Origin of the sequence: Nocardioides sp., from assembly GCF_030019515.1 — a bacterium.
Lineage (GTDB): Bacteria > Actinomycetota > Actinomycetes > Propionibacteriales > Nocardioidaceae > Nocardioides.
This window is the reverse complement of record NZ_JASEEQ010000003.1, coordinates 143937-160079: the sequence shown is the minus strand read 5'-3', so window position 1 is coordinate 160079 and position 16143 is coordinate 143937. Positions and strand designations below refer to the sequence as shown.

Sequence of the window (16143 nt, the reverse complement as noted above, 5' to 3'; positions counted from 1 at the left end):
ACGGCCTGAGGCGGTCGGGCCAGGAATTTCGAGAATTTTCCTGACCCGACCGCCTCAGGGATGGAGGTCGCGCCGAGCGCGGTCAGGCCGAGGCGCTCACCGGCTCGCTCGCCGTGGCCGCGTCGACGGCGACCCGGCGCATGCCGGCGCTGTGCCGGGCGGCGACCGCGGCGAAGTAGGCCTCGCGGCGCTTGGTGGCGCAGCCGTCGGGCCGGCCGTGCGCGGTGAGCAGGTCGGGGTCCAGCTCGTGGTTGAGGGCGTCGCGCAGCAGGACCAGGGCCTCGGCGCGCAGCTGGGAGATCCGCGACTCACCCACGCCGAGGATCGCGGCGATCTCGGCCATCGGCCGCTCGTTGAGGAAGTACTGCTCGACGACCAGGCGCAGCCGGTCGGGCAGCTCGGCGACCGCCTCGGTGAGATACGTGAGCCGCTCGCCCAGCTCGAGGACGCGCTGAGGATCGGGTGCGTTGCCGACGAGGGTGTCGCCGATGCCCTCGTCCTCCGACGCGTGCAGGGAGAGCACCTGGGCCCGGGCGACGTCGTCGTCGTTGCCGGCGACCTCGTTGACGGTCAGACCGGCGGCGTCGGCCACCTCGGCCCGGGTCGCCGGCCGGCCGAGCACCGTTGCGAGCTGCGACCGGGTCGCGTCGAGCTCGCGGGCCCGGCGCCGCACGGATCGCGACGCCCAGTCGATACTGCGCAGCTCGTCGACGATCGCGCCACGGATCCGGGTCGCGGCGTAGCGGTTGAACGGCACCCCGCGTTCGGAGTCGAACGCCTGCGCCGCCTGGACGAGGGCGAGCAGCCCGGCGGACGTCAGGTCGTCACGGTCGACGTGCGAGGGGACCCTGGACATGGTCTCCCGGACGATGTGCCCGACCAGGGCGGTGTGCTGGAGGATCAGCGCCTCGACCTCAGGCGTGTGGGGGTGCGCGTTCACATCACGGAGTCTGCAGTCAGCCGACGGTAGTTGGCCGGTGACCAAAGTCCCGACTCCTTACCGAACCGGGCCATTCGTTGCAAGAGCGACACGCCGGAGATCGGAGCAGTGCTCGTCCGCAAAGGCCGGTGTGTGCGGCTGCGCGAAGTCCGCGGAACCCCTCAGCATGAGGTCGCCGTGTCCGATGAGAAGGGTCAGATGCAACCCCCCACCTGACAGGAGCGGCATCGTGGAGAAGCTGACGTGGGTCCTCTGGAAGGAGCGCGAGCTCCTCGAGGGTCTGCTCTTCCGGCTCGAGACGGAGGCGCTGGTGATGTCCAGCGGGCGCACCCGATGGCTACCGGCCGCGGCACGCGACGTCGAGGAGGCGGCCCGGCAGGTCCGCGAGATGGAGCTGTTGCGCGCCGTGGCCGCGGACGAGGCCGCGGCCGGCGTCGGTCTCGAGCCGAACCCGAGCCTACGGGCCCTGGTCGCCGCGGCTGACGAGCCGTGGTCCTCGATCCTGGCCGAGCACCGCGACGCGTTCTCGACGCTCAGTGACGAGATCGTCCGTGCTGCGGACGTCAACCGCAGCCTGATCTCCGCCGGCCTCCGGGCTGCGCACGAGACCCTCCTGGACCTCGACGCGGGGGCCACGACGTACACCGCCGCCGGCGCGGTCGCGGTGGGAGTCGGGGCGCCGTCGTTCGTCGACCGGAGCCTGTGACGTGGCCGGCTCGTTCGCCTCGATCAACACCGCCCTGACCGCCCTGCGCTACCAGCAGGTCGCCCTCGATGTCGCGAGCACCAACGTCGCGAACGTCGGCACCGACGGCTACGTGCGTCGCCGGGTGGTCGGCGAGACGCTCGGCGCCGCGAGCTCCCCGGCCGTCTGGTCGCGTTCGTTGGAGACCGGCAGCGGTGTGCAGGCGGCCCGGGTCGACCGGATGACCGACGCGCTCCTCGACAGTCGGGTGCGCCGCGAGCACGGTCGACAGACCTACCTCGACAGCCGGGCCGAGGCCCTGGCCCGGGTGGAGACCGGGCTCGCCGAGCCCGGCCCCTCGGGGGTCGCTGCGGCCCTGTCCGACCTGCGTGCCACCCTCAACGACCTCGGCAACGCCCCGGGCAGCGACGCCGCCCGCAGCCAGGCGCTCTCCGCCGCGGCGAGCGTCGTCGACACCGTCCGCCTCCAGGCGGCGCACCTCTCGGACGAGGCGTCCGACCAGCGCTCGCACCTGCTCGCCTCGGTGGTCGAGGCCAACTCGGTGGCGACCGAGCTGGCCGCCACGAACCGGACCATCGCCGCGGCCCTGGGCGGTGGCTCCGACACCACGACACTCATGGACGAGCGCGACGCGCTCGCGCTCCGGCTGGCCGAGCTCACCGGTGCCAGGGGCACCGTCCGCGCCGACGGGAGCATGTACGTCGAGCTGGGCGGCCAGGCCCTCGTCGACGGCAACTCGGCTGCACAGCTGGTGGTGACCGGCGGTGTCGCTGCCGATGGCTCGGCCACCGGCGGTCCCGTCACGTTCGACCTCGACCCGGACACCACCGGCGCGACGACGGCGCTGACGGGCACGCCCGGCGGCGACCTCGGCGCCACCATCAATGTGCTCGACGACGTACTGCCGTCGTACATCTCCGGACTCGCGGCCGTCGCCAAGGACCTTGCCGATCACGTGAACGCCCAGCATCAACTGGGCTACGACGCCAACGGCGTGGCCGGCGGCAAGCTCTTCGACTACGACCCGACGGACGTGCTCGGCACCTTCGGCGTCGTGATCGCGGATGCTTCGAAGCTGGCCGTCTCCGCGCTGCCCGGCGGGGTCAAGGACGGCAACAACGCCACCGCCCTGGCTGCGGCCGTCGACGTCGACGACCAGTACCAGCGCCTGGTGAACGGCTTCGGCAGCACGGTCGCATCGGCGCGGCAGATGGCCACGAACCAACAGGCGCTGACCGACCAGGTCGACTCCGCCCGCGAGCAGCTCACGGGGGTCAGCCTCGACGAGGAGACGGTGAACATGGTCTCGGCCCAGCGAGCGTACGAGGCGGCCGCCCGGGTGATGACCACCCTGGACTCCGTGCTCGACACCCTGATCAACCGGACCGGGCTGGTGCGCTGATGGGCACCGTACGGATGACCCAGGGCATGATGAGCCGGCAGGCACTCACCGGCATGCAGGCCGGGCTGAACCGGCTCGCGAACGTGCAGGAGCAGCTGACCACCGGCCGGGTGATCAACCGGCCGTCCGACGACCCGACCGGTGCGACGTCCGCCATGCGGCTCCGGTCCTCGGTCGCGGACCAGAAGCAGTACGTTCGCAACGCGGACAACGGTCTGGGGTGGCTGAACCAGATCGACTCCACGCTCGCGAGCGTGACCGACCAGGTACGGCGAGCCCACGAGGTCGCGTTGCAGGGAGCCAATACCGGTTCGTTGGGTGCGGAGGCGCGCGAGGCGCTCGCGATCGAGGTCGACCAGATCCGCTCGGGTCTCGTCTCGACATCGAACGCGACATACCTCGAGCGGCCGGTCTTCGGCGGAGTCACCGCGGGCACTGCGGCCTATGCGGAGGACCCGTTCACCGGTGCCGTCACCTACCTGCCGGGCGCCCTGACCACGGGCGAGGGCGTCGTGCGGGTGGTGGGCGCCGGCGCCAAGGTCCGGGTCGACGTCGAGGGCCCCGACGTCTTCGGCCCGGACGGCGACTCGCTCTTCGACCACCTCACCGCGCTCTCCGCCGCGTTGCGCGCGGGTGACGCCACCGCGATCACGGCGTCCGCCGGGATTCTCGACGCCGACACCAGGAAGGTCACCAACGTCCAGGCGGACATCGGTGTCCGCACCAAGCGGATCGAGCAGGCGCGCTCGGCCGCGAGCGACTCTGAGCTCCGGCTCACCTCGTCGCTCTCGGAGGTCGAGAACACCGACATCGTCAAGGCGAGCGTCGACCTGCAGCTGCAGGAGGTGGCCTATCAGGCCGCCCTCGCCGCGACCGGTCGGGTGATGCAGCCGAGCCTGCTGGACTTCCTGCGATGACCGCCGGTGCCATGATGGCCGTGATGCCTCCCGATGAGACCGACCTCCCCGTGATCGAGCTGGTGCGACCGATGCCGGGCTTCGGCGACCTCCGGCGCTTCGCGCTCGTGCGCCTCGACGAGGCCGGCGACCTGTGCCGCCTCACCTCGGTGGAGGAGCCCGACCTGAGCTTCCTGGTCGTGCCGCCGGGCCGGTTCTTCCCCGACTACGCCCCGGCAGTGGACGACGACGTGCTCGACGAGCTCGAGATCCGCTCGGCCGACGACGTGCTGCTCCTGGTCGTGCTCAACGCCGGGACCTCGCTGGCCTCGACCACCGCGAACCTCGCCGCGCCGGTGCTGGTGAACCCCGCCAAGCGGCGCGGTGGCCAGATCGTCCTGGACGACGCGGACCTGCCGCTCGCCGCGCCACTGGTCTCCTGACCCCGGGTCGGGCCCCATCGCCCGGCCGCTGCAGGTAGCGTGACCGCCATGCTGGTCTTGAGCCGTCGTGCCGGAGAGAGCGTCGTGCTCGGGGAGGACGTCGTGGTGACGATCCTCGAGGTCCGTGGCGACGTCGTCCGGGTCGGTATCGAGGCCCCCCGCTCGGTCAAGGTGCACCGCGCCGAGCTGCTCGCCCAGCTCGAGGAGACCAACCGCCAGGCCGCGTCCCCCAGCGAGGACGTGATCGCCAACCTGGCCCGCGCGCTCGACCACGGCACCGACCCCTCCTGACCGACCCGGTCGACACTCCCTGACGTTCGCAGGGTCGCGGCTCGCGATCCCAGGCCCGCGGAGGTCTCGGACTGCCGGCTGCGACGCGAAAGTTGGAAGAGTCAACTATTCGGGAATATAGTTGCCCGCGACAACCTTCTGTCTGTCGTGAATCGAGCCCCCGTGTCCCAGGCCCCACCCACCCCGTCCTCGCCCGAGCCCTCGCTGGACTCCACCGTCGGGCCGTCGGTCGAGGGATCCGGGGAGATGTCGCACCGGGAGATCCTCGAGGCCCTCAGCGGCCTGCTCCTGGCGATGTTCGTCGCGATGCTGTCGAGCACGGTCGTGACGAACGCGCTGCCGCGGATCGTCGCCGACCTGCACGGCAGTCAGACCGGCTACACCTGGGTCGTGGTCGCCACGATGCTCGCGATGACCGCGACCACCCCGATCTGGGGCAAGCTCTCGGACCTCTTCAGCAAGAAGCTGCTGGTCCAGCTCGCGCTGGTCATCTACATCGTCGGGTCCCTCATCGCCGCCTTCGCGCCGAACATGGAGGTGCTGATCGGCGCGCGTGCGGTCCAGGGACTCGGTGTCGGCGGCCTGACCGCCCTCGTCCAGGTCGTGATCGCCACGATGATCTCGCCGCGCGAGCGCGGCCGGTACTCCGGGTACCTCGGCGCGGTGTTCGCGCTCGCGACAGTGAGTGGCCCGTTGATCGGCGGCGTGATCGTGGACTCCGCCCTGGGCTGGCGGGGCTGCTTCTTCGTCGGCCTGCCGATTGCGGTGGCGGCGTTCTTCCTGCTCCAGAAGACCCTGCACCTGCCGGTGGTGAAGCGCCCCGTGCACATCGACTACCTCGGCGCGACGCTGCTGGTCGGTGGTGTCTCCACCCTGCTCGTCTGGGTCAGCCTGGCCGGCAACCAGTTCGCCTGGGCGTCCAGCACCACCGCCGTACTCGTCGGCGCCGGCGTGGCGATGCTGGTCGCCGCGGTGTACGTCGAGGCCCGGGTCGCGGTCGAGCCGGTGATCCCGCTGCGCCTGTTCCGGGACCGCACCACGACGCTGGCCACCATCGCCTCGGTGATGATCGGCGTCGCGATGTTCGGCTCCACGGTCTACCTGAGCCAGTACTTCCAGACCGCGCGCGGCATGAGCCCGACCGAGGCCGGCCTGATGTCGATCGCGATGGTCGGCGGCCTGTTCGTCTCCAGCCTCGTGAGCGGCCGGATCATCAGCGACACCGGCGTCTGGAAGCGCTGGCTGGTGGGCGGCATGCTCCTCGTCGTCGTCGGCCTGGGCCTGCTCGGCACCATCGACGAGACCACGAGCCTGGTCATGATCGGCGGGTTCATGGCCATCCTCGGCATCGGCCTCGGCGCGACCATGCAGAACCTGGTGCTCTCGGTCCAGAACAACGTCACCCTCGCGGACATGGGCGCCGCCAGCTCCGTCGTCGCGTTCTTCCGCTCGTTGGGTGGCTCGATCGGCGTCTCCGCCCTCGGTGCGCTGCTGAGCCACCAGGTCGCCGCCCAGGTGACCGAGGGCTACGTCGCCGCGCAGCGCCCGCCGACGTTCTCCGCCGACAGCCACGCGGTGCCGGACGTCGTGACCCTGCCGGGCTGGGAGCAGAGCATCTGGGAGCACGCCTTCGGCTCCTCCTTCGGGCACCTGTTCGTCGTGGCGACGCCGTTCGCGCTCGTCGCCCTGCTGTGCGTCCTGCTGATCCGCGAGGTGCCGCTGCGCACGTCCAACCTCGAGGCCGAGGCGGAGGCCTCTCCCGAGGTCGCGGCCGAGCTGCACCGTGCGATCGTGAGGAAGGTGAGGACGTGACCAGCGTGGCGAGCACGACGGCCGTGACCGGCCCCCGCATCGACCAGCTCCGTGGGCTCGAGCAGGAGGTCGGGGTGATGATCCGCCGGATCCGGCGGGTGATCAGGGAGCGGGCGCACGCCGTCCACCCCGAGCTGCCGGCGTCGTCGTACCTGATGCTGTCCTGGCTGCTCTCCCACGGCGCGCAGCGCTCGTCGGCGATGGCCGAGGCGTTCGGCATCGACAAGGGCGCGATCAGCCGGCAGCTCCAACACTTGGTCGACCTCGACCTCGTGGACCGCAGCCCCGACCCGGACGACGGCCGGGCGTCGCTGGTGTCCGCGTCGGAGACCGCCGTCGACCGGATGTCCGCGGTTGCGGACGAGCGGCGCCGCTGGCTCGACGAGCGCCTCGGCGACTGGTCCGAGGGCGAACTCACCTCGTTCGTCGACCTGCTGCGCCGCTACAACGCCGCCCTGGACTCGCACCCGGACGAGCACCCGTCCGACTGAGTGCACCGCCCGTCGGCCCGCGCCGGCACACACCGCCCGCGGAAGCGGTCAGGCGACCCGCACGACCAGCGGCCCCCGACTCAGCGCAGCCAGACTGCGGTGTCCGGCGGCAGCGCCGTGTCGACCGGCCCGCTGGCCATCAGCACCTCGCCGGCCGGCAGCGCGACGGCCTCGGTGCTGCAGTTGAGGAGCACGGTGATCGGGCCGCGCCGGAAGGACAGCACGTCGGTCCCGGCCGCGACCATCTCGACCTCCTCGCCCGCGGTCTCCGCGAACGTACGACGGGTCGCCAGCGCCGCCCGATAGAACGCGAGCGTGGACGCGGGGTCGGCGGTCTCGGACTCGACGGTGAGTTCCGACCACTCGGCCGGCTGCGGGATCCACGGCTGACCGGTCCCGGGCCCGAAGCCGAACGGCGGCTGGCTGCCGCTCCACGGCATCGGCACCCGGCAGCCGTCGCGGCCGGGGTTGCCGGTGCGGAACCACAGCGGGTCCTGACGGAACTCCGGCTCGACCTCGACCTGCTCCAGGCCGAGCTCCTCGCCCTGATAGAGGTACGCCGAGCCCGGCAGCGCCAGCATCGCGAGTGTGGCCGCCCGGGCGCGGGCCAGGCCGGTCGCGCCGCCGCCGTACCGGCTCGGGTGCCGGTCGACATCGTGGTTGGAGAGCACCCACGTGGGGGAGGCGTCGACCTGGTCGACGGCCTCGAAGGTGCCCGTGATGACCTCGGCGAACGCCTCCGCCGACCAGGGCGCCAGCAGCCAGGAGAAGTTGAAGGCCTGGCTGAACTCGTCGGGGCGGATGTAGCGCGCCATCGACTCCGGGCTCTGGGTCCAGGCCTCGGCGACCATCATCCGGTCGCCGCCGTACTTCGCGAGCACCTCGTGCCAGCGCCGGTAGACCTCGTGCACCTCGGGCTGGTCCCACATCGGCTCGTCGACCTCGGTCCGCTCGACCATGGACTCGCCGGCGGAGGCGCCGGTCGCCGACTCGATGCCCTCGGGGACGACCTGGTCGCGGAGCGTCTCCTCCTTGAACAGCCCGTGGGCGACGTCGACGCGGAACCCGTCGACGCCGCGGTCCAGCCAGAACCGCAGCACGTCGACGAACATGTCGCCGACCTCGGGGTTGCGCCAGTTCAGGTCCGGCTGGGTGGAGTCGAACAGGTGGAGGTACCACTGGCCGTCCTCGACCTGGGTCCACGCGGGCCCGCCGAAGACCGACTGCCAGTTGTTCGGCGGCCCGTCCGGGCTGTCGCGGAACAGGTAGCGGTCGCGCTCGGGGCTGCCCGGCCCGGCGGCGAGCGCCTCCTGGAACCAGACGTGCTCGCTGGAGGTGTGGTTCGGGACCAGGTCGACGATCACCCGCAGGTCCAGCTCGTGCGCCCGCTCGACCATCGCGTCGGCGTCGGCCAGGGTGCCGAACAGCGGGTCGATGTCGCGGTAGTCGGCGACGTCGTAGCCGTGGTCGTTCTGGGGGGAGACGTAGAAGGGGTTCAGCCAGATCGCGTCGACGCCGAGGTCGCGGACGTGCTCGAGGCGCGCGGTGACCCCGGGCAGGTCACCGATGCCGTCGCCGTTCGCGTCCGCGAAGCTGCGGACGTAGATCTGGTAGGTGACGGCGTGCCGCCACCACCCCGCCGGTCCGGCGCCGGTGGTTTGATCGTTCAAATCCATGCCGCCCATCCTAAGGGAGCGGTCAGAGGCTCGCGGGGTCCACGGCCACCCACAGGTGCTCGGCGCGGGCGGTCACCCGGCCGTCGGCGTCGTACAGCGTCGAGGCCGTGAACGTCTTGCGGCCCTCGACCCTGCGGGCCAGGCCGACGACCACGTGCTCCTCGCCGATCCGGGGGACCGCGTCGACCCAGGCGGTCATCCGGGCCAGCACCATCAGCCGCTCCTCGAGGTCGCCGGCCCAGCCGCCGACGCAGTCGAGCGCGGCCCACGTCACCGGCAGCGTCGCGTGCCTCTCGGCGCCGGCGCTGGTGCCCGTGCTGGTGCCGACGCTGGGGTCCGGGGTCCACGTCGCGGCGACCCGGGCGACGCCGTCCTGGTCGGCGACGCGGCCGGGGAAGATCCGCAGGCCGTCGCCCGCGGCCCGCCCGACGCCGCAGGCGAAGCAGGTCGGGAACGGGTGGAAGGTCAGCCCGGCGTACGACGCCTCCGCGGCGCGGGCCTCGGCCGGGGACACCGGCTCGGCCAGCGGCGGCGCCGGGTCGCCCGGCGACACCGGCTCGGCCCGCGCGACGACCTCCTCACCCAGCGCCGCCGCGGTGACCGCGCCGGTCGTCGCGACCGGCATCGGCGTGTCCAGCGGCGGCGGCTTGCGCAGCGAGACCGAGACGCCCGCCGCGGGGTCGATCCCGGTCAGCCCGGCCAGCGCCCCGGCGGTCCAGCCGCCGTTGCCCGAGGACGGGGGACCACAGAAGCGGCTCGGCACGAGCAGGTCGGTCATGGCCCGATCCTCTCCCACCTGTCCAGCGCCTCGCGCCGCGCGGCCGCATGGTCGACGATCGGGTCGGGATAGCCGGCCGCTCGCCGCTCCCCAGGGCTCGGGTCGTGCGGGTCGACGACCACGTCGGGGTCCGCGAGCTCCGGCACCCACCGCCGTACGTACTCGCCCTGCGGGTCGAATCGACGCCCCTGCGCGGTCGGGTTGAACACCCGGAAGTACGGCGCGGCGTCGGTGCCGCACCCCGCGGTCCACTGCCAGCCGTGCTGGTTCGACGCCAGGTCGCCGTCGACCAGCCAGTGCAGGAAGTGCCGGGCGCCGTGCCGCCACTCCAGGTGCAGGTCCTTGACCAGGAAGCTCGCGGTGATCATCCGGACCCGGTTGTGCATCCAGCCGGTCGCGAGCAGCTGGCGCATCCCGGCGTCCACCACCGGGAACCCCGTGCGGCCGCGCCGCCACGCGTCGAGCTGCGCCCCGGGCTCGTCGTACTGCATCCGGGCGAACTCCGGCCGCAGGTACTCCCGCGCGGTCTCGGGGCGGGCGTGCAGCACGTCGGCGTAGAACTCCCGCCAGGCCAGCTCCTTGCGGTACGTCGCCGCCCCGCCAGTGCGCAACCGGGCCAGGTCGGCCAGCATCGTGCGCGGGTGGATCTCGCCCCACTTCAGGTGCGCCGACATCCGCGAGGTGCCTTCCGTCGCCGGGCGGTCGCGGTCCTCGGCGTAGTCGCCGACCCGGTCCAGGAACTCCGCCCAACGCCGCCGCGCGGCGGCCTCGCCGGCCTCGGGAAGGGTCAGCCCGTCCGGCGGCGCCGGGTCGGGGATCTCGGTCGTGTCCTCCTCCAGCGCGAGCCACGCGACGTCGTCCGGCGCCTCGATCGGGCCGCGCCACCCGTGCTCGGCCCAGGCCCGTTGGAACGGGGTGAAGACCCGGTAGGGATCGCCCGAGGTGTTGGTGACCCGTCCCGGGGCCACGGCGTACGGCGAGCCCGTGCGCACCAGCGCGACCCCGTCCTCGGCGAGCGCCCGCTCGACCGCGGCGTCGCGCCGGCTCCCGTAAGGGTTGAAGTCCGCGGCCACGTGCACGCGCGTCGCACCGACCGCCCGGGTGGCGAGCGCGACCAGGCGCGCCGGGTCGCCGCGCACGACCGTCAGCCGGGTGCCGCGCTCGCGCAGCGACGCGTCGAGCGCCCGCAGGGACGCGCCGAGGTAGGCGCGCCGGCTGGCGCCGGCCGGCTCCCAGAGGGCGGGGTCGAGGACGAACAGCGGCAGCACGGGTCCGTCGGCGGCCGCCTCCACCAGCGCGGGGTTGTCGGCCAGCCGCAGGTCGCGGCGGAACCACAGGACGGCAGGCGTGGAGGGCGGCATCGGCGTCCACCCTGCCAGGGGTGGGGCGATAGGGGACAATGCAGCTGTGAGCGATCTCATCGACACCACCGAGATGTACCTCCGGACCATCTACGAGCTGGTCGAGGAGGGCATCGTCCCGCTCCGCGCCCGGATCGCCGAGCGGCTGCACCAGAGCGGCCCCACCGTCTCCCAGACGGTCGCCCGGATGGAGCGCGACGGGCTGCTGACCGTCGAGGGTGATCGGCACCTCCAGCTCACCGAGGAGGGGCTGCGGCTCGCCACCCGGGTGATGCGCAAGCACCGCCTCGCCGAACGGCTGCTCACCGACGTGATCGGGCTCGACTGGGAGCTGGTCCACGAGGAGGCCTGCCGGTGGGAGCACGTGATGTCCGAGACCGTGGAGCGCCGCCTGATCAAGCTTCTCGACCACCCCACGGAGTCGCCGTACGGAAACCCGATCCCGGGCCTGGACGAGCTCGGCGACCACCCGCCCGGCGAGGACTTCATGGAGGGCGTCGAGCCGCTCTCCCAGGCCGCCGGCCCCGCCGAGGGCCGGGTGCTGGTGCGCCGGATCTCCGAGGAGATGCAGAAGGACGAGATCTTGATGAGCGCGATGCGCCGGGCCGGGGCGCTGCCGGACAAGACCATCACGGTGATCGCCACCGAGGAGGGCATCCTGGTCGGCTCGGGCGGCGAGACGGCCGAGATCGTGCCCGAGGCCGCCGACCACATCTTCGTGCGAAAGCTGTGAGCGACCGGAATTCTTTACCTTGCGGTCCGGCCGCCGCAGCGGTTCGTGTTGACATACTTTGGACGTCCTGTTGACCGCACGTGGAGAGGCCCGGGATACCTTTCCCGCAGCGGGTCCGCCTGGACCTGCGATGTCGTCGGTCGGGGGTGGACGGCATGAGGGAAGTCCAATGGAGTTCATCGAGCTCAACAGCCCTGCCCGCGTGTCGGGCGAGCATGTGCTCGTCATCGCGCACTCTTCCACCGCCCTGACCCGTGGCCTGAACCACGGTGAGGCGGTCGTGCTGCGCACCGAGGTCGGCGAGCTGTACGCCGCCGAGGTGATCGACATCGGCTTCTGGCCCGAGGACACCGTCTACACCTTGGCGCTGGGCGCCCGTCTCCCCGAGGACCTGGCGCGCGAGCGGATCGCCGGACTCGACCCCGAGAAGCACGACCTGGCCCTCCACGAGATCGTCGACCTGCTCGGCGAGATGGCGCACCCCCAGGACCCCGACGACCGCGACTGACCGGGCGTCGGGCCACCCGACCGGCGCGGTCAGCAGCCGCGCCGCGCGGCCAGGTCCTCGAGGAACTCGCTGCAGCCGGTGTCGAGGGCATACGCCGCGTGGGCGTCGCCGCGGGTCGCGCCGCGGTTGACGATCACGACCGGGGTGCCCGCCCCGGCGGCCCGGCGTACGAAACGGAACCCCGACATCACGGTCAGGCTGGACCCCGCGACCAGCAGCGCGCCACCGGAGTCGGCGAGCGCGTCGACGGCGGCGTAGCAGCGCTCCACCCGGGACGCGGGCACGTTCTCGCCGAAGAACACGACGTCGGGCTTGAGGATCCCGCCGCAGTGCTCGCACCCGGGCACCACGAAGCCACCGGTCTCGTCGAGGTCGACGTCCCCGTCCGGTCGCACCGCTGCTGCCGCGTACCGCTCCGCGAACCCGGGGTTGAGCTCGGTGAGCCGGTCCTGGAGCGCGGCGCGCGCCGACGTGGTCCGGCAGCCGAGGCAGACGACGTCGGCGATCCGGCCGTGCAGCGCGACCAGGCGCGGGGTGCCGGCCCGCTCGTGGAGCCCGTCGACGTTCTGGGTGATCAGCAGCTCGGGCGCGATCCGGGCGAGTGCCCGGTGGCCGGCGTTCGGGTCGGCGTGACGCATCCGGCCCCACCCGAGGTGGCTGCGCGCCCAGTACCGCTGCCGGGCGGCGGGGCCGGAGACGAACTCCTGGTAGGTCATCGGGGTCCGGGCCGGCGAGCCGGGGCCGCGGTAGTCGGGGATGCCCGAGTCGGTCGACAGGCCCGCGCCGGTGAGCACGACCAGCGGCCGCGCGACGAGCAGGTCGAGGGCCGGCGCCGTGGCCGACCCTGCGAGCAGGGTCACCGGCTGGTCACCGGGCGTACCGGAGCTCGGCTCGCGCCTTGGCCTTGGCCGCCTCGACCTCGCGGTTCTTCGGTGGCGCGGTGGTCACCAGGTCGTCGAGCAGGTGCTCGGTCAGATGGGCGATCTCGCGGACCGCGCGGTCGAACGCCGCCTGGTTGGCCTGCGACGGCTTCGTGGTGCCGCTCACCTTGCGCACGTACTGCAGCGCGGCGGCGGCGACCTCGTCGCGGGTGGCCGGCGGCTCGAAGTTGTTGAGCGGACGGATGTTGCGGCACATGGCCCCGAGCGTACGTCGGCAGGCGGTTGCCGGCACTCTGCGAGCATGGGGCCCATGACACGCGAGTACGACGTCGTCCTGGTCGGCGCGACCGGCTTCACCGGCGGGCTGACCGCCGAGTACCTGCTGCGGCACGCCCCCGCCGGGCTGCGCTGGGCGCTGGCGGGCCGCAACCGGGAGAAGCTGGAGGCCGTCCGGGGCCGGCTCGCCGACCTCGACCCCGCGGCCGCCGACCTGCCGCTGCTGCACGCCGACACGACCGACCCGGGCTCGCTCGCGGACCTGGTGGCCGCCACCCGCGTGGTGATCACCACCGTCGGGCCCTACCTCGAGCACGGCGGCGCGCTCGTGGCCGCGTGCGCCGAGGCCGGCACCGACTACGTCGACCTCACCGGCGAGCCCGAGTTCGTCGACCGCACCTACCTCGAGCACCACGCGACCGCGCAGCGCACCGGCGCCCGGCTCGTGCACGCCTGCGGGTTCGACTCGGTCCCGCACGACCTCGGCGCGCTGTACACCGTCCAGCAGCTCGCCGCGACCGGCCCGGTCCGGCTGCGCGGCGTGGTCCGCTCGGGAGCCACCTTCTCGGGAGGCACCTTCCACTCGGCGCTGGGCCAGTTCTCCCGCGCCCGCAGGATGCGCGCGGCGATGCAGGAGCGGCGCCGGGCCGAGCCGCGTCCCGAGGGCCGCCGCTCGCGCGCCGTGTCCGGCAAGCCGCACCGGGACCCGCTGCTCGGCTACTGGCTGGTGCCGCTCCCCACGATCGACCCGTTCGTCGTGGCCCGTAGTGGGGCCGCCCTGGCGTCGTACGGCCCGGACTTCTCCTACTCCCACTACGCCGGCACCAAGACGCTGCGGTACGCCGCCGGCGGCGCCGCCGCCGCGGTGGCGATGTTCGGCGCGGCCCAGGTCCCGCCGCTGCGGCGCCTCCTGCTCGGCCGGATCCCGCAGGGGGAGGGCCCCGACGAGCGGCGCCGGTCGAAGTCGTGGTTCACCGTCGACTTCGTCGGCGAGGGCGACGGTCGCACCGTGCACACCCGGGTCTCCGGTGGCGACCCCGGCTACGACGAGACCGCGAAGATGCTCGCCGAGTCGGCGCTCTGCCTCGCGCTCGACGACAACCCCCCGACGGCCGGCCAGGTGACCACCGCGCAGGCGATGGGGGACAACCTGCTCAGCCGGCTCCAGGCCGCCGGGATCCGGTTCCAGACCGTGGACTAGCTCCGCCAGCCCTGACCACGACGTCGACCCGCCCGAGACCTCGGACGGGTCGACGTGCCGGGTGCCCCAGGCCAGAGTCGAACTGGCGACCTTTCGCTTAGGAGGCGGCTGCTCTATCCACTGAGCTACTGGGGCGGGACCGGATGTCGCCGGACAGTGTTTCACGAGGGCCGAGTGGGCGACCGTCCCCCGGCCCGGGCGGCCCCATTTTGGGACTGAGCACCGCTCACAGGAACACTTAAGGTTCGCGACCTACGCTCACCGAGCCCCCGACCCCATCGATCCGAGGTAGCCCATGTCCGACGCTGTGCCCGAGCGCGGCCAGCCGGACGCGGGCGCGCCCAGGCGCCGGGGCAGGGTGCGCAAGCGGCACACGATCGGGAAGGTGCTGCTCGCCACGACGCTGGTGCTGGTGATGGCGACCGGCCTGGGCACGGTCTGGCTCTACCGGCACCTCAACGGCAACCTCAACGTCCTCGACCCCACCGCCCAGCTGTCGAACCGGCCGGACAAGGTCAAGGTCGAGGGGCCCCAGGAGCCGCTCAACATCCTCGTGATGGGCAGCGACAGCCGCGACTGCGCAGGCTGCAACATCGACAACCTCACCGGTGGCGGCCAGCGCTCGGACACCACGATCCTCTTCCACCTCTCCGCGGACCGCGAGCGTGCCTACGGCATCAGCATCCCCCGCGACTCGATGGTCGACCGGCCCGACTGCAAGACCGAGGACGGCGAGACCATCCCGGGCGCCGACAACGTGATGTGGAACGAGGCCTTCGGCCTCGGCGGTCCGGCCTGCACGATCCAGCAGTTCGAGCAGCTCACCGGCGTACGTCTCGACCACTTCGTCGTCGTCGACTTCGAGGGCTTCCAGGGCATGGTCGACGCGATCGGCGGGGTGGAGGTCTGCATCCCCGAGCCGATCGTCGACCCGGCCCACGGCATCAACATCGAGGCCGGCACCCGCAAGATCAAGGGCAAGGAAGCGCTCAACTACGTCCGCGAGCGGTACGTCGTCGGCAACGGCTCGGACATCGGGCGGATGAAGCGCCAGCAGGCGTTCATCGGGTCGATGGCCCACCAGGTCGTCACCGCCGGCACGCTCGCCCGGCCCGACCATCTGGTCGGCTTCCTCAACTCGGCGACCAAGTCGCTGACCGTCGACCCCGGACTGCAGGACGTGTGGAAGCTCGCCAAGCTGGGGGTCGAGTTCAAGGGCATCGGGCTGGACAAGATCCAGTTCATCACGATCCCGAACATCCCCGACCCCGCCGACCCCAACCGGCTGGTGTGGAAGGACCCGCAGGCCGAGCAGGTCTGGCAGAAGGTCGCCCGCGACGAGCCGCTGACCAAGAAGCTCAGCGACGGCGTGATCAGCGCCGGCAACCTCCCCGGCTCGGGCTCCAGCTCCGGCTCGGGCTCCGGCACCACGAGCGAGGCGGACAAGCAGGCGCTCGAGGACGCGGGGCTGTGCACGTGACCCGGCCGCGCTCCGAGGAGTCGGACTGGGAGCGGCGCCGGCGCCGCGCGGAGGTCTTCGGCGAGGTGCTGCCCGAGACCACCAAGGACGAGCGCGACGACGCCGCCCGGGAGCGGGCGCGCGCGGACGAGTCGCCCGCGGAGCGGTGGTTGCGTGAGCAGGTGCCCCCGCACCACGGGTCCTGAGCGCGTCTCGCGCGTCGACTTCGTCGCCGCGCGGGCCGCGGGATCGTTCTTGGGTGGGTCGTCCGACGGTGTGGTTGCGGTCG

Annotated in this window: 18 protein-coding genes and 1 tRNA gene; 12 read left to right on the top strand and 7 right to left on the bottom strand. The window is 72.5% G+C overall.

Translation table 11 applies throughout. The features are described from left to right. Nucleotides 1-82: 82 nt before the first annotated feature. Nucleotides 83-940 (bottom strand): sigma-70 family RNA polymerase sigma factor, encoded by an 858-nt coding sequence (locus QMC84_RS05515; RefSeq protein WP_300372623.1) that lies wholly within the window; start codon nucleotides 938-940, stop codon nucleotides 83-85. Nucleotides 941-1169: 229 nt separating this feature from the next. On the opposite strand from QMC84_RS05515, the gene flgN reads away from it, so the two are divergent. From flgN to QMC84_RS05480, 7 genes are all read left to right on the top strand, one after another. Then, a complete protein-coding gene (gene flgN / locus QMC84_RS05510) occupies nucleotides 1170-1646 on the top strand; it encodes a flagellar export chaperone FlgN (RefSeq protein ID WP_300372621.1) in 477 nt (158 codons plus the stop codon). 1 nt (nucleotide 1647) lies between these two features. Beyond that, a complete protein-coding gene (flgK, locus tag QMC84_RS05505; RefSeq protein ID WP_300372619.1) occupies nucleotides 1648-3048 on the top strand; it encodes a flagellar hook-associated protein FlgK in 1401 nt (466 codons plus the stop codon). After that, nucleotides 3048-3965, top strand: a complete 918-nt coding sequence (flgL, locus tag QMC84_RS05500) for a flagellar hook-associated protein FlgL (RefSeq protein ID WP_300372617.1) — start codon at nucleotides 3048-3050, stop codon at nucleotides 3963-3965. Before flgK ends, flgL begins: the two co-directional genes overlap by 1 nt. Further along, the gene (locus QMC84_RS05495; protein ID WP_300372615.1) at nucleotides 3962-4387 is read left to right on the top strand and encodes a flagellar assembly protein FliW; all 426 of its coding nucleotides are present in this window, start codon (nucleotides 3962-3964) and stop codon (nucleotides 4385-4387) included. The genes flgL and QMC84_RS05495 overlap by 4 nt, the downstream gene beginning before the upstream one ends. A gap of 48 nt (nucleotides 4388-4435) precedes the next feature. Next, nucleotides 4436-4678 (top strand): carbon storage regulator CsrA, encoded by a 243-nt coding sequence (gene csrA / locus QMC84_RS05490; protein WP_300372613.1) that lies wholly within the window; start codon nucleotides 4436-4438, stop codon nucleotides 4676-4678. Nucleotides 4679-4840: 162 nt separating this feature from the next. Beyond that, nucleotides 4841-6490 carry an MDR family MFS transporter gene (locus tag QMC84_RS05485; RefSeq protein ID WP_366145738.1) on the top strand — a complete coding sequence of 550 codons (1650 nt, stop codon included), beginning with the start codon at nucleotides 4841-4843 and terminating at the stop codon, nucleotides 6488-6490. Further along, nucleotides 6487-6981, top strand: coding sequence for a MarR family winged helix-turn-helix transcriptional regulator (locus tag QMC84_RS05480; RefSeq protein WP_300372611.1), 495 nt, complete (start codon nucleotides 6487-6489; stop codon nucleotides 6979-6981). Before QMC84_RS05485 ends, QMC84_RS05480 begins: the two co-directional genes overlap by 4 nt. A gap of 80 nt (nucleotides 6982-7061) precedes the next feature. On the opposite strand, the gene QMC84_RS05475 is transcribed toward QMC84_RS05480, so the two are convergent. Genes QMC84_RS05475 through QMC84_RS05465 form a run of 3 tightly spaced genes read right to left on the bottom strand, consistent with a single transcriptional unit; the run spans nucleotide 7062 to nucleotide 10796 of the window. Beyond that, nucleotides 7062-8657 carry a glycoside hydrolase family 13 protein gene (locus QMC84_RS05475; protein WP_300372609.1) on the bottom strand — a complete coding sequence of 532 codons (1596 nt, stop codon included), beginning with the start codon at nucleotides 8655-8657 and terminating at the stop codon, nucleotides 7062-7064. A 22-nt stretch (nucleotides 8658-8679) separates the two neighbouring features. Continuing rightward, nucleotides 8680-9435 carry a hypothetical protein gene (locus tag QMC84_RS05470; RefSeq protein ID WP_300372607.1) on the bottom strand — a complete coding sequence of 252 codons (756 nt, stop codon included), beginning with the start codon at nucleotides 9433-9435 and terminating at the stop codon, nucleotides 8680-8682. Further along, complete coding sequence (locus QMC84_RS05465) at nucleotides 9432-10796, bottom strand: deoxyribodipyrimidine photo-lyase (RefSeq protein ID WP_300372605.1); 1365 nt, start codon at nucleotides 10794-10796, stop codon at nucleotides 9432-9434. The genes QMC84_RS05470 and QMC84_RS05465 overlap by 4 nt, the downstream gene beginning before the upstream one ends. Before the next feature lie 46 nt (nucleotides 10797-10842). On the opposite strand from QMC84_RS05465, the gene QMC84_RS05460 reads away from it, so the two are divergent. After that, nucleotides 10843-11529, top strand: coding sequence for a metal-dependent transcriptional regulator (locus QMC84_RS05460; RefSeq protein WP_300372603.1), 687 nt, complete (start codon nucleotides 10843-10845; stop codon nucleotides 11527-11529). A 169-nt stretch (nucleotides 11530-11698) separates the two neighbouring features. Beyond that, nucleotides 11699-12037 (top strand): hypothetical protein, encoded by a 339-nt coding sequence (locus QMC84_RS05455; protein WP_300372601.1) that lies wholly within the window; start codon nucleotides 11699-11701, stop codon nucleotides 12035-12037. A 29-nt stretch (nucleotides 12038-12066) separates the two neighbouring features. On the opposite strand, the gene QMC84_RS05450 is transcribed toward QMC84_RS05455, so the two are convergent. Further along, on the bottom strand, nucleotides 12067-12897 hold the full coding sequence (locus tag QMC84_RS05450) for a Sir2 family NAD-dependent protein deacetylase (protein ID WP_300372599.1): 831 nt from the start codon (nucleotides 12895-12897) through the stop codon (nucleotides 12067-12069). A 7-nt stretch (nucleotides 12898-12904) separates the two neighbouring features. Beyond that, complete coding sequence (locus QMC84_RS05445; protein WP_300372597.1) at nucleotides 12905-13174, bottom strand: DUF2277 domain-containing protein; 270 nt, start codon at nucleotides 13172-13174, stop codon at nucleotides 12905-12907. Between the two features lie 54 nt (nucleotides 13175-13228). Between QMC84_RS05445 and QMC84_RS05440 the strand changes: the two genes are divergently transcribed. Continuing rightward, nucleotides 13229-14395, top strand: a complete 1167-nt coding sequence (locus QMC84_RS05440) for a saccharopine dehydrogenase NADP-binding domain-containing protein (RefSeq protein WP_300372596.1) — start codon at nucleotides 13229-13231, stop codon at nucleotides 14393-14395. 62 nt (nucleotides 14396-14457) lie between these two features. Here QMC84_RS05440 and QMC84_RS05435 read toward each other — a convergent pair. Next, a tRNA-Arg gene (locus QMC84_RS05435) sits at nucleotides 14458-14530 on the bottom strand. A 160-nt stretch (nucleotides 14531-14690) separates the two neighbouring features. Here QMC84_RS05435 and QMC84_RS05430 point away from each other — a divergent pair. Together QMC84_RS05430 and QMC84_RS05425 are read left to right on the top strand one after the other, a co-directional pair. Beyond that, on the top strand, nucleotides 14691-15875 hold the full coding sequence (locus tag QMC84_RS05430; protein WP_300372594.1) for an LCP family protein: 1185 nt from the start codon (nucleotides 14691-14693) through the stop codon (nucleotides 15873-15875). Beyond that, nucleotides 15872-16060, top strand: coding sequence for a hypothetical protein (locus tag QMC84_RS05425; RefSeq protein WP_300372592.1), 189 nt, complete (start codon nucleotides 15872-15874; stop codon nucleotides 16058-16060). Before QMC84_RS05430 ends, QMC84_RS05425 begins: the two co-directional genes overlap by 4 nt. Nucleotides 16061-16143: the final 83 nt, after the last annotated feature.